The organism is Brucella thiophenivorans, assembly GCF_002252445.1.
Lineage (GTDB): Bacteria > Pseudomonadota > Alphaproteobacteria > Rhizobiales > Rhizobiaceae > Brucella > Brucella thiophenivorans.
In genome coordinates, this window is the sequence record NZ_NNRJ01000051.1 from 571,346 (window position 1) to 583,162 (window position 11,817).

Consider the following 11,817-nt stretch of genomic DNA (forward strand, 5'->3'; position numbering starts at 1 on the left):
AGTGCCAGCGTAGGTGACTGGAGTAAGCAATGACCACCGACATATCCTTGAAGGCGCTGGTGCGTGACCTGCCGGTTTTTGCAGGCATGGAAGCACAGGCTTTCGACAAGCTTCTTGATCAATCAACCCATAGAGTGGTCCCACAGGGGCGCTCGGTTTTCCAACAAGGCGAAGAAGCAAAACTTTTTTATATTCTGGTACATGGTCGCCTGAAAGTTACTCAAGTCACAACCGATGGGCAGCAGCTCATTGTGCGCGTGGTCAATCCCGGCGATCTTTTTGGCTTTGCATTAGCACTGGGCCGCAAAGATTACCCCGGCACCCCATTGGCTCTGGTCGACAGCAGCGTGCTTGCCTGGCCAATGGAACTCATGACAGATTTCATGGCGCGCCATCCCACCCTTGCCGTTAAAACCATGCAGATGATCGGTAGTCGTCTGGATGCGGCGCACTCCCGTATCCGTGAAATCTCCACACAAGAAGTCGAGCAGCGCGTCGCGCATGCAATCATCCGGCTTGCGCGTGAAGCTGGCATCAAAGAAGAGACCGGCATTCGCATCGACTTTCCGGTTTCCCGACAGGATATTGCCGAACTGACCGGCACGACTCTTCATACTGTTTCACGCATCATCAGCCAATGGCAGGGCAAAGGCTGGGTTGAAGGTGGGCGAAAATCACTGCTGGTAAGGGATTTGAAACGCCTCAAGAACATTGCTGAACGAGATAACTGAGTTTTATCCTCCACTATTCCGATCTGTTTGATCTCAATCAAAGATATGCGCTTCGAGCCGTTCTAAAACTCTCTATGACTGGCGCTTGGGCACGTTAGCGAGGCCGCCCGGGCCAGCTATGGAGATCAAAAAAATGCGTAAATTTGCAATTTCGTTCGCTGCCGCTGGCCTTAGCCTTATGATGGCAGCACCTGTACTTGCTGAGAACATTGAAGTTCATATGCTCAACAAGGGCGCTGAAGGCGCTATGGTTTTCGAACCAAGCTATATCAAAGCTAATCCCGGCGACACAATCACTTTCATCCCCACCGACAAGGGTCATAATGTCGAGTCGATCAAGGGTATGATCCCGGAAGGCGTTGAAGCCTTCAAAAGCAAGGTCAACGAAAACTACGTGCTCACCGTCACTGAACAAGGTGCTTATTTCGTAAAATGCACCCCGCATTATGCAATGGGCATGGTTGCGCTGCTGGTCGTTGGCGAAAATCCGGCAAACCTTGATGATATTGTTGCGGCCAAAAAGCCAAAGCCCGTTCAGGCACGTCTTGAAAAGGCAATTGCCAGCGCGAAGTAAAAAATCCCTGAAAGTTGCTTGCAACCGGTCAGATAAGAGGATGTCATGAAAATACAGGAAGGCCTGCTGGCCACCCCCACAGCGATGCCCTCCGAACGCCGCGGCGCAATTGCCCGCGGTTTCAAAAAGACCGGTCCGGCAATTTTTAGTTATGGTTTCCGCCCATTTTTTCTGGGCGGAGCCATCTGGGCCGTTCTGGCCATGCTGCTCTGGATTTTGTCGCTGACTTTAGGTCTATCAGTCGGCGGAGCCTATGGTGCGCTGAACTGGCACGCGCATGAAATGGTCTTCGGCTTTTCTTCGGCTATTCTGGCAGGCTTTCTGCTGACAGCTGTGCCCAACTGGACCGGCAGACTGCCGGTTTCGGGCACTCCCCTTGCGATCCTGTTCGGCACGTGGCTTATCGGACGCATCGTTTTTCTCAATCCGGATATGACCAATCTTTATCTGGCTGTCGCGATTGAGAGCCTGTTTCTGCCTATGCTGCTTTTCATTTGCGCGCGCGAAATCATTGCCGGTCGTCAGTGGAAAAACCTCAAGGTTCTGATTGCGGTCGGCATCGTCACAATCGCCAATCTGACATTTCATTATCTTGCGCTGTCGGGCGGCGACGTGGCCATGGCAAACCGCATCGGCGTGAGCGCCTATGTGCTGCTGATTATGCTGATCGGCGGACGTATTATCCCAAGCTTCACACGCAACTGGCTTAACAAAACGGGATCGACCCAGTTTCCAGTTCCCTTCAACCGCTATGATGGGCTGAGCATTGTGGTTGCGGTCTTCGCAAGCCTTGCCTGGGTTATCGCACCTGAATCAACGATCACCGCAGTTCTTGCGATCGTAACGGCAGTGCTTCACACAATAAGGCTCTATCGCTGGTGTGGCTGGTCTGTCGCACATGAAAAGATACTGCTCGTGCTGCATCTTGCCTATGCCTTCGTGCCCGCAGGCTACATCGCCATTGCATGTGCAGCACTTGGGCATCTAAATCCATTTTCAGCGCTTCATGTCATGACAGTTGGTGTTATTGGCAGCATGATGCTTGCTGTGATGACCCGCGCAACACGCGGCCATACAGGAAGACCACTAACTGCAACGCCTACAACACAGATCGCTTATCTCTGCATTATTCTTTCTGCACTGGTGCGTCCTTTTGCAGAAATGATGCCGAATTTCTTTCATACATTTCTCGCAGGTTCGGCGCTCTTATGGATGCTGGCATTCGGGCTCTATGTTGTAGAATATGCCCCGATGCTGACACATAAGCGTAAAGCGACATCTTAAACGCTTGCGACAACCCTATAAAAATGCCGGACTTTTAGCCCGGCATTTTTGGTTTTTTTGCGCATGTCTTTATCCCATCGTAGCGGGATCAGAAATCAGTCCAGTGGACTGATTTCCCCGCGAAGGCGGTTCCCACTTTTGGGAGACAATGCTTTAGTCTTCCGTAATCAAGCTGTCTTTGCTGGTGTCACGCATCCGCAGATACACAATCAGCGAGATGCCGATCATAAACGTCACATACCAGTAGAAGCCTCGTTCCCAGCCACCATTCTTGAAGCTCAGCGCCACATATTCAGCCGTGCCGCCGAACAGTGTATTTGCAAGCGCATAGGGCAAAGCCACGCCAAGCGCACGGATATGTGCAGGGAAAAGCTCGGCCTTAACCACTGCGTTGATCGAGGTGTAACCCGTCACGATAATCAGCGCGCCCATGACGAGAAGACCTGCAACCCAAGGGTCACGCGTTTGCTCAAGTGTGGAGAAGATCGGATAAGTGAACAGCACGCCTGCCGCGCCAAACGCGATCATCAGCGGCTTACGGCCGATCTTGTCGGACAAAGCACCAGCAACAGGCTGAAGGCACATGAAGATGAACAGCGTGATCGCATTGATCTGGCTTGCGACTTCACGGCTGAAACCCGATGTATTGACGAGGAATTTCTGCATATAAATCGAATATGCATAAAAAGCGAGCGTACCACCGGCGGTCAGAAGCATGACCAGCGCGGTTTCTTTCGGATGATACTTGATAAGCGTCCAGAAGCCCGACTTCGGTGCGTCCGTCGCCTTCGCATTCTTGAAGCTTTCGGTTTCAGCCAAACCGCGACGCAGCCAGAAAACCACGACTGCAAGCAATGCGCCGATGAAGAACGGAATACGCCAGCCCCATGATTCAAGCGCCGAAGTTTCCATGGTTCTTTGCAGCACAATCAGCAGCAGAATTGCCAGCAATTGGCCCGAAATAAGCGTCACATACTGAAAGGACGAAAAGAAGCCGCGACGGCTCTTACCGGCCATTTCCGAAAGATAAGTCGCGCTCGCACCATATTCACCACCAACGGACAGGCCTTGCATCAGACGCGCAAGCACCAATAGCGCGGGCGCGACAATACCAATGGTTTCATAACCGGGTGTCAGCGCAATGATCAGTGAACCCGCGCACATTAAGGTCACGGACAATGCAAGACCAGCCTTGCGACCCTTGCGATCTGCATAGATCCCCATGATCCATGCACCGATCGGACGCATGATGAAGCCAACAGCAAAAACCGCAGCAGCGCTTAGAAGCTGCGCAGTCTGGCTTTCCGATGGAAAGAAGTGCGGTGCAAAATAGAGCGTGAAAGCCGCATAGACATACCAGTCGAACCACTCGACCAGATTTCCCGTCGATCCACCGATAATGGATTTAAGACGGCTATTGGTGCTTGGCGCATCACTCCGTTCAGATGTTATAGAGACCATGTGGTCACTCCTTCAAATCTCTCAGTCTTTGAGGTTTCACCCATTATAAGCGCGTCAGGGCGGACACAGGCTTCCGGGTGTTTTGATTATTTTCGGTCATGCGCGGTTGCACGCAAAACCCGGCTGTTGTTTTTGAAAGCCGAGCAGGAAAAAGATCATATTCTTGTGGTTGCATGGATTAGCTCCTCCCGTCGAAACTCCCATTTCGAAGTGAGCTTAAGATGCCGGACGGGATTTTTAATCGCCAGCACAGGAGACTAAAAATTTTAATCTCTTGAATTGGTTATATTATTCACAATTTTGCCACAGCCCCCACCAGCTATTCGTGCAAAAATCTGCGTGACATTTTTTAAATTAATGCATAATCCTGCACAAATGACAGTGTCTCCGAAATCCGGCAAAGTCCTACTTGTTGCGCTCGTTTTCATGCTTACAGCAGGCATTTGGGCGGCTGCACGTTCATGGACAGAGGCCAGCGCGCTTGATCGCCTTGGCCAGGATGCAAGGCTTGTTGCACGACAACAGACCCGGCTTATCGATAGTGAGCTTGCCAAATTTCGCCTGCTTCCGGTCGTACTGAAGGAATATAGTGACCTTCATGATTTGCTGTCCGGCGGTTTGCCGGACGCGACCTTAAGATTAAATAAAAAGCTGGAATTCCTTGCAGACGAAATCGGCTCGCCGATCATTTACGTGATCAAGCGCGATGGCACGGTGATCGCTTCATCCAACGCCAATACGCCTGAAAGTTTCGTTGGTCGTAATTATGGTTTCCGCCCCTATTTTCAGGGTGCAATGGCTGCAGGTGCAGCAGAATATTACGCCATAGGAGATCTGAGCGGGCGGTTCGGGCTGTTTCTCGCGCAGCGTATTGGTGACGAGGCTAATCCGGCGGGCGTCTTGGTTGTCAAATTCGAGTTTCATCGACTTGTTCAGACATGGGCGAACGACCCTGGACAAACATTCGTGGTTGATCCGCGCGGTATTATTCTGGCATCGACCGACAGGGCCGAAGACCTCCGCTCACTTGAACCAATCTCCACAGCCGAACGCGAAAAAATTGCCCAAAGCGGACAATTCAAAATCGCTGATCTGCAACCAAGCCATTACGCGTTCGAACCTGAAAGCATTATGCGCGGTCCAACAGGCGCAAAGTTTCGCACGGTTAGCGAACCAATTGCCGGAACAGAACTAAGGCTTCTGCATGTCGAAGCCATCGGCCCCGCAATGCGTGCCGCACAGGACCTGGCAAGGCTGATTGCAGTGGCGGCATTGCTGATTGTCGCGATGCTTGCAGGTGCTATTTACTGGCGTGTGACGCGTGCAGCACGTCTTGCTGCTGACAGGATCGCACTGGAAACGGCGGTCACAGAGCGCACATCGGAGCTTCGTTCCGAAATAACAGAACGTGAGCGTTCCGATAAGCGTTTTCGCAAAGCTCGTGAAGAACTGGAGCAGGCAAACAGGCTTGCTTCGCTGGGATCAATCACTGCAGGCCTCGTGCATGAGATCAACCAGCCTGTGGCGACCATCCAGACGCTATCCGAAAATGCACAGCATCATCTGGCTAAAGGCAAGCTCGACAAGGTTGCAGCCAATCTTTCCACGTCTATCGAACTCACATCCCGCATCGGTTCGATCACGCAGGAAATGCGGCGTTTTGCACGGCGCGGACATGGCGAACTTAGCACTGTCCCGCTTGATCAATTGATGGAGGGCACGCTTCTCATCATGGGAGATCGCTTGCGCACCGCCGGAATTATGCTCGAAATGCCAGACGTCTGCGACTTTAGCGTTTTGGCAAACCGCGTGCGACTGGAACAGGTTCTGGTCAATCTTCTGCAAAACGCAGTTGATGCCGTCGTAAATCAATCTGAACCGCGCATTGCATTGCTTGTTTCCAAAGCAAATGAACACGTATCGCTAATCGTTGCCGATAATGGTCCAGGGATTGATCCGGCGATTGGCGATGAATTGTTCAGCCCCTTTGTGACGGGAAAGCCTGACGGCTTAGGTCTTGGTTTGGGCATAGCGCGTGACATCATGACGGAACTTGAAGGCACATTGCGCATCGTGCCATCACCTCTCGGCGGCGCTGCCTTCTCAGCCACAGTAAAGAAAGCAAAACGGCCATGACGGAAGCTCAACCACTCCGCGTCATGCTGGTCGATGACGACGCGGCCTTTCGTACCGCCCTTGCCGATTCTTTTGAAATTGCAGGCCTCGACATAGAGACCTATGGCGACGGTCAGTCGGCGCTTGCCAATCTCAACGCCGATTTTCCCGGCATTGTCGTCACCGATATTCGGATGCCGCGCATCGACGGACATGCCGTGATGGAGGCGCTACTCACACGCGACCCCGAGTTGCCGGTGATCCTGATGACCGGCCATGGTGATATTGGCATGGCGGTTGCAGCGCTCAAAAAAGGTGCTTTCGACTTTATTGCCAAACCTTTTGCGGCTGACCATCTGATTGCAAGCGTGCGGCGCGCACTGGAAATGCGTCGGCTTGTTCTCGAAAACCGTCGCTTGCGCAAAGCTGCAACAGAAGCCGAACAGGGTTTTCCCTTGCTGGGCGAAACACCTGTGATGGTGCGTTTACGCGAAACCATTCGGCAGCTTGCAAGTGTGGATGTCGATGTACTGATTGAAGGCGAAACCGGAACCGGCAAAGAACTGGTCGCGCGTCTCCTCCATCGTTGGAGCGCCCGCCATTCCCGAGGCTTTGTTGCGATCGATTGCGCAGCGCTACCCGATGTCATTGCCGATGACGTGTTGTTTGGTAATCGCATTCAACGCGGACGCATTTTTGATGCTGATCGTGGCACGCTGTTTCTCGATGAAATCGATAGCATGTCGCCAAGTTTGCAGGGCAAGCTTTTGCGCGTTGTCGAAGAGCGTGAATTGCCAAGCGTTTCAGGTGAGCCGCGCGCGGTCAATCTGCGGATTATTGCTGCCGCAAAAGGCCAACTCGAAGGTGCTGTTCATGCAGGAAAATTCAGGTCTGATCTGCTTTATAGGTTAGAGACCGTAAGGCTGCGCATTCCGCCATTGCGTGAACGGCGCAAGGATATTGGTCTTCTGTTTGCTTATTTTCTCGACGAGGCCGCAAAGCAATTTGGCCAGCCGCGGCCGACCATTGATGCCACAATAGAGACGCGGCTTAACGCCGATGAATGGCCGGGCAATGTGCGTGAGTTGCGCAATTTTGCAAAGCAAGTGGTGCTTGGTTTAAACTTCGATCAGACGAATGAACCCAGTAACCTGTCGCTCAATCAGCAACTAGATCAATTTGAAACCAAGATTTTGCAGGACACACTCACACGTCTCAATGGCGATGTGGGAGATGCTGCGGAAGCCTTACAATTGCCGCGCCGCAGTCTTTATGCCCGCCTGCAAAAGCTCAATATCGATGCTTCTTCATTCCGAAAGAAAGAATGACATCTACCGCACGATCAGAACAGCTTTCGCTGTACGCACAACCTCGCGCGTAAGTTCGTTCAGATGATCGGCGGCCAGCCTATTCATCTGCCAGTAAAGCGGAATATCGAATGGCGTACCGGGAATAAGCTCGACAAGTCGCCCGGATTGCAGATGCTCTTTCACCAGTTGCTCCGGGTTCATGCCCCAACCCATGCTGGACAGGCTTGCCTCGATAAAGCTCTGCGTGGATGGCAACCAATGCGTTGGATGCGCAATGTCGCGGCCCATAACCTGCGCTATCCACTGTGATTGCAGCCTGTCTTTTTGGTTGAATGTCAGCGCAGGCGCGTCAATCAAAGCATCGTGCGTCACGCCCTTCGCAAAATAGCGTTCGACAAAGTCTGGACTGGCCGTCGCCCGATAGCGAAGTGCGCCCAGTGAAAGGCGACGGCATCCCTGTATGGGCTTTTCCAAACTGGTAACGGCCGCGAGTACCCGCCCCCGTTGCAGCCATTCCGCCGTATGATCCTGATCATCAACAGATATATTGAGCAAATATCGAGACTGTTTTGCAAAACCGGACACGGCTTTCACAAACCATGTACCCAGACTATCGGCATTGGTTGCAATATGAAGCGTCACCCGTTGTTGAGCATCCTCTTCGCGAACCAGCGACGGCAAATGTTTGAAAAGCTCGCTTTCGAGCATGCCGACATTTTCCATATGGCGACAAAGCCATTCGCCTTTTTCAGTCGCCACACAAGGATTGCCGCGAACAATAAGGACCACGCCAAGCCGTTCTTCGAGATGCTTGACGCGTTGAGAAACAGCCGAAGGCGTGATGCTGAGTGCGATGGCGGCTTTCTCAAAACTGCCAGTCTGAACAACACTGGTCACAGCACGCAATGCCGGATAATCAAGCATGGATTAGTTTTTCTTAATTTGAACAAGTTGCATTAATTAGCCTAATCATTCTGAATGCGATAGCAACAGCCAGAATGACAATTCGGGGCTTTAACAGTGATAGGTAGTTCAGTTTACGCGACCGGCCTGATGATGGGCCTGAGCCTGATTGTTGCAATCGGAACGCAGAATGCTTTTGTTCTGAGGCAGGGGCTTCGTAAAGAACATGTATTAACGGTGGTTCTTGCCTGCGCCATCTCCGACGCGTTTCTGATCGTATTGGGCGCAACAAGCTTTCAGAAAATCGCCTTAGTCATGCCATGGCTTGACCCGGTCATGCGCTATGGCGGGGCAGCATTTTTGTTCTGGTACGGCGCAAAAAGCCTGTACTCGGCGATACGATCGTCGGGCGCGCTGGCATCGTCGGAAATTAGCGCTTCGACCCATACGAAAACACTCATGACCTGCCTTGCACTCACATGGCTCAATCCGCATGTCTATCTCGACACGGTGATGCTGCTTGGTACAATTTCGACCCGCTTTCCCGGTAAGGAGCTCTCCTTTTCAGCCGGAGCAGTGACCGCATCATTCCTGTTTTTTTTCACGCTTGGTTATGGGGCAGCGTGGCTTCGCCCAATCTTTGCTAAACCATCATCATGGCGCATTCTGGAACTGCTCATTGCAGCGATCATGTGGCTGATTGCGATCAAGCTCATCATTCAAGCTTGATTTGACCCAAAACACTTTGCGAAATCCGAAAGCCTTAGCTACAGCATTCCTAACAGCAAATCGAGAAGCCTTATGCCTGTTCGCCTTATCGTCAAATATCCCGATCAACGTCTGCGCGAAGTGGCAGAACCTGTCATCATATTTGATCAGGCCTTACGCGATCTCGCAGGTGATCTTCTCGATACGATGCGCGCGGCACCCGGCATTGGCATCACGGCACCGCATATTGGGGTTGCAAAGCGGCTTGTCGTGCTTGAGCTTTCAAAAGAAGCTGGCGCACAGTTTTATGCGAACCCGGAAATAATCTGGGCTTCTGACGAGACAATCAAGCATCAGGAAGGCAGCGTCTCAATGCCGGGCGTGGTGGACGAAGTTAAACGCCACGCACGCATAAAGATTCGTTATCAAGACCTTGATGGCATTGAACAAACCGAAGAATCCGATGGATTTCTTGCCGTCTGCCATCAGCATGAAATCGATCAGCTCAACGGCATTTTCTGGATACAACGGCTTTCTCGCCTACGGCGTGAACGGTTGCTCAAGCGGTTTGAAAAACTAAACCGCTAAAGTCTCTTTTTCTCTACGCATTATCCCGCGCAAAAAGCTCACGCACTTTTGTTGGAAATGCTTTAAAAATCAGCGACCTTGCCCCATGCGCTGCGGTTCAAACGTTCAGGCTTATAGGGGTTTGGATCGACGATTGGCTCACGTCCCAAAATAACATCGGCAATCATGCGGCCTGCGCCGGGACCGATGCCAAATCCATGCCCACTGAAGCCAGCCGCCAGAATAAAACCCGGAACGGTTTCGATTTCACCAATCGCCGGAACACCATCCGGCGTGCTGTCGATATAACCCGCCCAACGATTTGCAATCGGAGTTTTTGCTAGTTCCGGCAGTAGATCCCGTGCTCTTTGATAGGTCAGGCTGATCTGTCCCTCATCCGGTTTAGGATCAAGAATACGATTTTTTTCCATCGGTGTAATCTTGTCGAGCGACCATTTGCTCAGAGTTTCGTGGCCAGAGCACCAGCCCTGAGTGCCGCCGGGCGCGAGGCTGCGCCAGCGCCGCGTGAACATCGGTATGAATTCACGACTGAAACGCAATTGCTGCGGTGTCACATCAACGCGCGCGCGTCCGCTGATTGCAAGCGTATATCCACCGTCATGACGGCGAGTGAGCGACACTTGTGACGTATGCAAAGCATCCGGCAAGCCAACAGCACCCGGCGCGACCGACAGGATCGAAGCACGAACGGCTGCTTGCGGAAAACGCACGCCCAACTGATGACAGAAAGAAGACGCCCATGCACCACCTGACATCACAACAGTTTTCGTTTGAATGGTGCCGGCTTCGGTCACGACACCACTGACGCGTCCGCCGCTCAGTTCAAGGCCGCGTGCTGCACAATTCTGATGCACGGTTCCACCAGCAGCCATGACACCGCGCGCCACAACAGGCACCGCACGCGAGGGATCTGCAATGCCATCGGTCGGCGAGAAAACGCCACCTTTCCATGCGCGTCCCGTCGCTTTGCCTCGCTCGGTAGCTTCGGCGCCGCTTAACATATGGGTCGTAACACCGACAGTTTTTGCAAAATCGCGCCAGCGCGCCCAGCCTGCAATTTCGGCTTCATCTTGGGAGAGATATAGCAGTCCACAGCGCTTGAAGCCCGAATCTTCTCCGGTTTCTTCGGCAATTTTATCCCAGAGATCAAGGCTCTTGGTTGCCATCGGGAGTTCACGCACATCGCGGTTTTGCTGGCGACACCACCCCCAGTTACGGCTCGATTGTTCTGCTGCAATGCGCCCTTTTTCTAGGAGCGCAACCTTCACGCCGCTGCGTGCAAGATAATAGGCCGTAAATACGCCGACAACGCCGCCGCCGATGACAACAACGTCAGCCTCTTTCGGCAAATTCGGGCTGGTTTCGATGTGCAATAGCGGTGCAGACATATGCGGGACTCCAGTGTTTCGCATATCCTACTGCGACCCATGCCAAGGCGTGCATCGGAGTTTGCATTTACACAGAATTTCATATGGTTTGCTGTCGTTTTGACAGGCGATAATTGCGTGTAAACCATGCCTGCTTCGCGTGATCACTGAATATGGAAAACCGCACATCGCACGATTGCAGCTTGAGGCGAAAAAGATAATAATCTGATTTCAGAATACAGCATAAGTGGTTTGCTATGAAGCTCGACAAAATCGACATTAAAATTCTATCCGAAATGCAGAAGAATGGACGGATAACCAATGTCGAACTAGCTGAACTCGTCAATCTTTCGCCCAGCCCATGCTTGATGCGGGTGAAAAAACTGCAATCTGAAGGCTATATCACTGGATACTCAGCACAGATCAATGTTTCGAAACTTGGTCAGACGCTGACGGTTTTCACCGAAATCACGCTCAAAAACCATAGGCAGATCGATTTTGCTCGTTTTCTGGCAACAGTTGAGAAGATCGATTCTGTTATAGAATGCCATCTGGTTTCAGGCGGCTACGACTATCTTATGAAATTTGTCACCGCCGGAATTGTCGAGTATCAGACGATCATGGAGCGTCTGATCGATATGGATGTCGGCATCGATAAATATTTTAGCTTCGTCGTGCTCAAATCACCGATTGTCAAAGCACATCTCCCGCTCGACGTGATGTTCACCGAGTAAGCAAATTTAGCTTCTGGTGAACTCACGAACCAGTTCAGGGTC

Annotated in this window: 11 protein-coding genes; 8 read left to right on the top strand and 3 right to left on the bottom strand. The window is 52.0% G+C overall.

From position 1 onward, the window contains the following. The first annotated feature begins 29 nt into the window (after positions 1–29). The 3 genes from CEV31_RS16650 to CEV31_RS16660 all read left to right on the top strand — a co-directional run bounded on the left by CEV31_RS16650 (position 30) and on the right by CEV31_RS16660 (position 2,589). On the top strand, positions 30–731 hold the full coding sequence (locus CEV31_RS16650) for a Crp/Fnr family transcriptional regulator (RefSeq protein ID WP_094508494.1): 702 nt from the start codon (positions 30–32) through the stop codon (positions 729–731). Positions 732–864: 133 nt separating this feature from the next. Next, complete coding sequence (locus CEV31_RS16655) at positions 865–1,305, top strand: pseudoazurin (RefSeq protein ID WP_094508656.1); 441 nt, start codon at positions 865–867, stop codon at positions 1,303–1,305. A 45-nt stretch (positions 1,306–1,350) separates the two neighbouring features. After that, a complete protein-coding gene (locus tag CEV31_RS16660) occupies positions 1,351–2,589 on the top strand; it encodes an NnrS family protein (RefSeq protein ID WP_094508496.1) in 1,239 nt (412 codons plus the stop codon). 153 nt (positions 2,590–2,742) lie between these two features. Here the strand turns inward: CEV31_RS16660 and CEV31_RS16665 are convergent, their stop codons facing one another. Further along, a complete protein-coding gene (locus CEV31_RS16665) occupies positions 2,743–4,050 on the bottom strand; it encodes an MFS transporter (RefSeq protein WP_094508498.1) in 1,308 nt (435 codons plus the stop codon). A 375-nt stretch (positions 4,051–4,425) separates the two neighbouring features. Between CEV31_RS16665 and CEV31_RS16670 the strand changes: the two genes are divergently transcribed. Together CEV31_RS16670 and CEV31_RS16675 are read left to right on the top strand one after the other, a co-directional pair. After that, positions 4,426–6,186, top strand: a complete 1,761-nt coding sequence (locus CEV31_RS16670) for a sensor histidine kinase (protein ID WP_094508500.1) — start codon at positions 4,426–4,428, stop codon at positions 6,184–6,186. Then, positions 6,183–7,493, top strand: a complete 1,311-nt coding sequence (locus CEV31_RS16675) for a sigma-54-dependent transcriptional regulator (protein WP_094508502.1) — start codon at positions 6,183–6,185, stop codon at positions 7,491–7,493. The genes CEV31_RS16670 and CEV31_RS16675 overlap by 4 nt, the downstream gene beginning before the upstream one ends. Before the next feature lie 3 nt (positions 7,494–7,496). Here the strand turns inward: CEV31_RS16675 and CEV31_RS16680 are convergent, their stop codons facing one another. After that, complete coding sequence (locus CEV31_RS16680) at positions 7,497–8,399, bottom strand: LysR family transcriptional regulator ArgP (protein ID WP_094508504.1); 903 nt, start codon at positions 8,397–8,399, stop codon at positions 7,497–7,499. A gap of 129 nt (positions 8,400–8,528) precedes the next feature. On the opposite strand from CEV31_RS16680, the gene CEV31_RS16685 reads away from it, so the two are divergent. Together CEV31_RS16685 and CEV31_RS16690 are read left to right on the top strand one after the other, a co-directional pair. After that, positions 8,529–9,107 carry a LysE/ArgO family amino acid transporter gene (locus CEV31_RS16685; protein WP_210190941.1) on the top strand — a complete coding sequence of 193 codons (579 nt, stop codon included), beginning with the start codon at positions 8,529–8,531 and terminating at the stop codon, positions 9,105–9,107. Between the two features lie 72 nt (positions 9,108–9,179). Beyond that, complete coding sequence (locus tag CEV31_RS16690) at positions 9,180–9,674, top strand: peptide deformylase (RefSeq protein ID WP_094508506.1); 495 nt, start codon at positions 9,180–9,182, stop codon at positions 9,672–9,674. A 62-nt stretch (positions 9,675–9,736) separates the two neighbouring features. Here the strand turns inward: CEV31_RS16690 and CEV31_RS16695 are convergent, their stop codons facing one another. After that, positions 9,737–11,062 (bottom strand): NAD(P)/FAD-dependent oxidoreductase, encoded by a 1,326-nt coding sequence (locus CEV31_RS16695; protein ID WP_094508508.1) that lies wholly within the window; start codon positions 11,060–11,062, stop codon positions 9,737–9,739. A 236-nt stretch (positions 11,063–11,298) separates the two neighbouring features. Between CEV31_RS16695 and CEV31_RS16700 the strand changes: the two genes are divergently transcribed. Beyond that, positions 11,299–11,775 carry an Lrp/AsnC family transcriptional regulator gene (locus CEV31_RS16700; protein WP_094508510.1) on the top strand — a complete coding sequence of 159 codons (477 nt, stop codon included), beginning with the start codon at positions 11,299–11,301 and terminating at the stop codon, positions 11,773–11,775. Positions 11,776–11,817 lie beyond the last annotated feature (42 nt).

Coding starts and splice junctions, on each gene's coding strand:
- CEV31_RS16650 (WP_094508494.1), top strand. CDS start 30: ATGACCACCGACATATCCTTGAAGGCGCTGGTGCGTGACCTGCCGGTT.
- CEV31_RS16655 (WP_094508656.1), top strand. CDS start 865: ATGCGTAAATTTGCAATTTCGTTCGCTGCCGCTGGCCTTAGCCTTATG.
- CEV31_RS16660 (WP_094508496.1), top strand. CDS start 1,351: ATGAAAATACAGGAAGGCCTGCTGGCCACCCCCACAGCGATGCCCTCC.
- CEV31_RS16665 (WP_094508498.1), bottom strand. CDS start 4,050: ATGGTCTCTATAACATCTGAACGGAGTGATGCGCCAAGCACCAATAGC.
- CEV31_RS16670 (WP_094508500.1), top strand. CDS start 4,426: ATGACAGTGTCTCCGAAATCCGGCAAAGTCCTACTTGTTGCGCTCGTT.
- CEV31_RS16675 (WP_094508502.1), top strand. CDS start 6,183: ATGACGGAAGCTCAACCACTCCGCGTCATGCTGGTCGATGACGACGCG.
- CEV31_RS16680 (WP_094508504.1), bottom strand. CDS start 8,399: ATGCTTGATTATCCGGCATTGCGTGCTGTGACCAGTGTTGTTCAGACT.
- CEV31_RS16685 (WP_210190941.1), top strand. CDS start 8,529: ATGATGGGCCTGAGCCTGATTGTTGCAATCGGAACGCAGAATGCTTTT.
- CEV31_RS16690 (WP_094508506.1), top strand. CDS start 9,180: ATGCCTGTTCGCCTTATCGTCAAATATCCCGATCAACGTCTGCGCGAA.
- CEV31_RS16695 (WP_094508508.1), bottom strand. CDS start 11,062: ATGTCTGCACCGCTATTGCACATCGAAACCAGCCCGAATTTGCCGAAA.
- CEV31_RS16700 (WP_094508510.1), top strand. CDS start 11,299: ATGAAGCTCGACAAAATCGACATTAAAATTCTATCCGAAATGCAGAAG.